Source organism: Capnocytophaga felis, from assembly GCF_009684755.1.
In the GTDB taxonomy this organism is placed as follows: Bacteria; Bacteroidota; Bacteroidia; order Flavobacteriales; family Flavobacteriaceae; genus Capnocytophaga; species Capnocytophaga felis.
On sequence record NZ_BLBC01000030.1, the window covers coordinates 1 to 1,889 of the forward strand.

General features: G+C 30.8%; 2 protein-coding genes. Both read left to right on the plus strand.

Annotation, left to right across the window (positions count from 1 at the left end; translation table 11 throughout):
• On the plus strand, positions 1–1,244 hold a 1,244-nt coding region (locus tag GN105_RS12625; protein WP_155285745.1), incomplete at its 5' end, for a M23 family metallopeptidase.
• Entirely contained in the window at positions 1,241–1,804 is a 564-nt protein-coding gene (locus tag GN105_RS12630) for a hypothetical protein (RefSeq protein ID WP_155285746.1), read from the plus strand. The genes GN105_RS12625 and GN105_RS12630, both read left to right, overlap by 4 nt.
• The last annotated feature ends 85 nt before the right edge of the window (positions 1,805–1,889 follow it).

A 1,889-nucleotide genomic window follows, 5' to 3' on the forward strand; every position in this document is an offset into this window, starting at 1 on the left:
GGGAAACCCAAACCCGAAGTAGAGGCAGAGTTTATGAGGATAAACTTGCTAAAAATGTAACCATAGACATACGCCAATGCAAGGAAAAAGTAAGTTACGAGAATGCGGAATGGATATATGTAAAGAGCCATTATTACCGAGAAGGTAAAACGATTTACAATCAAGGTTGGGTAGAAGTTCCCAAAGAGGAAGAAAGGTTTAGTGCTTATCATTGGGATAAGTTTGGATTTAAGACGTATGATGCAGAAGCTAACCGAATGTATCCTATAAAGGGTGTGAATAGTTACGAAGGAACGTCTGAATTCATAAAGAAAATGATAGCCCTTATAGACACTAATCAAGACGGCAAAATCCAAAATGAAGAGCTACAAGCCTGTTACAACAAACCAGAATTGAGTCATATTTTTTCTCGTATGGTATGCAAACACAAGAGCGAATGGTCGTACAAATGGGCAAAAATAAAATCAGATTATGAGAAATTTATTAAATACCATTATCCTGATGCCAAACAAGAGTATGTAGATGAACGCCTTAAAGAAATAAAAGCCAAATACGATACATTGTATGATTTTTGGGATAAGTTGAATTTTAAAACCGATACATTTTGGTATTTTGAGCCATTTGCTTGGGTGGAGCAGATGAACAGGGTGTTTGATGGTTTTTGTCCTGATGATTGCTCTCAATGTTTTGATTATCAAGATGTGGTTGTAAATCCTCGTCTTAATAACCAAAGTGATAATGTGAATAAAAATAGATTTCAACGAGAAAAACGATATAATAAAACATATCCATACCCCCGAGGATATTATCACTCAGGAACAGACATTTTGGCATCCTCTGGAGATGAAGTTTGTGCGATGCTTTGTGGGGAGGTTTATAGTGTTGTAAATACTTTTAAGCCTAATGAATATAAGGCTAATAGCTTAGGAAATTATTTAGTTATCAAATCAAAAGATAAAGAAGATAGGGTTATTTATTTGCAATATTGTCATTTGGATGAAGTTTTGGTAAAAAAAGGACAAAAAATAAGACACGGAGAAATTATAGGAAAAGCAGGAAGCACAGGTAATGCAGCTTCTGTTTATGATGAAAAAGGAAAACTCATACACGGGATTTATCCACAATATAGACATATACACATAGAGGCTTTTTTAGAGTCTTATTCTAAGAAAAATAGAATAGACCCAGAGCAATTTATGAAAACAAAATTTGATGAAACAACAAAAGGAAATGTAATAAAATGAGAACAAGATATTTTTTAACAAGTTGCGTATTTTTTATATTTTTTTCTTGTAACGCACAAGAAAAACAAGTTGATAATGTAACAAAATATTTCCATAAAGAAGAAAAAGTATATTTTGATATTTCTGACAAAATAGCTTTGTCTTCTTATATTATCCCAGATGTAGGACATTTCACAATTTATTATATCCCAATGTTAGAGACGGATATCAATTATTTGAAAAATTTTGAGAAAAATAATCGATTTAAACTATTGTATAATGAACTGTATGATTATCATTATTTTTCGGATGCCGATAATGATAAAATTGATAAAATATTAAAAGAAAAGATAAAGAATGAGGAAAATTGGGGAATAATAGGGATGTTTGTTTCTGTAAAATATATAGAAATAGATAGTGATGAAGAATATAGTATTCCATTTCCTTTTGTAAGAAAGTATTATCAAAAGAAAAATGGAAAATGGAAATTTTTGCTTGAAAAAGAAATAAAAAATGTAAAGGAAGACTCCTTCTTATCAAGTAAAAAATATATAAATTCTCTTTTGTCAGAAAAAAATTAAAGAAAAGTACGATGCGTTGTATGATTTTTGGGATAAATTAGAGTTTAAAACCGATACATTTTGATATTTTGAGCCCTTTGCTTGG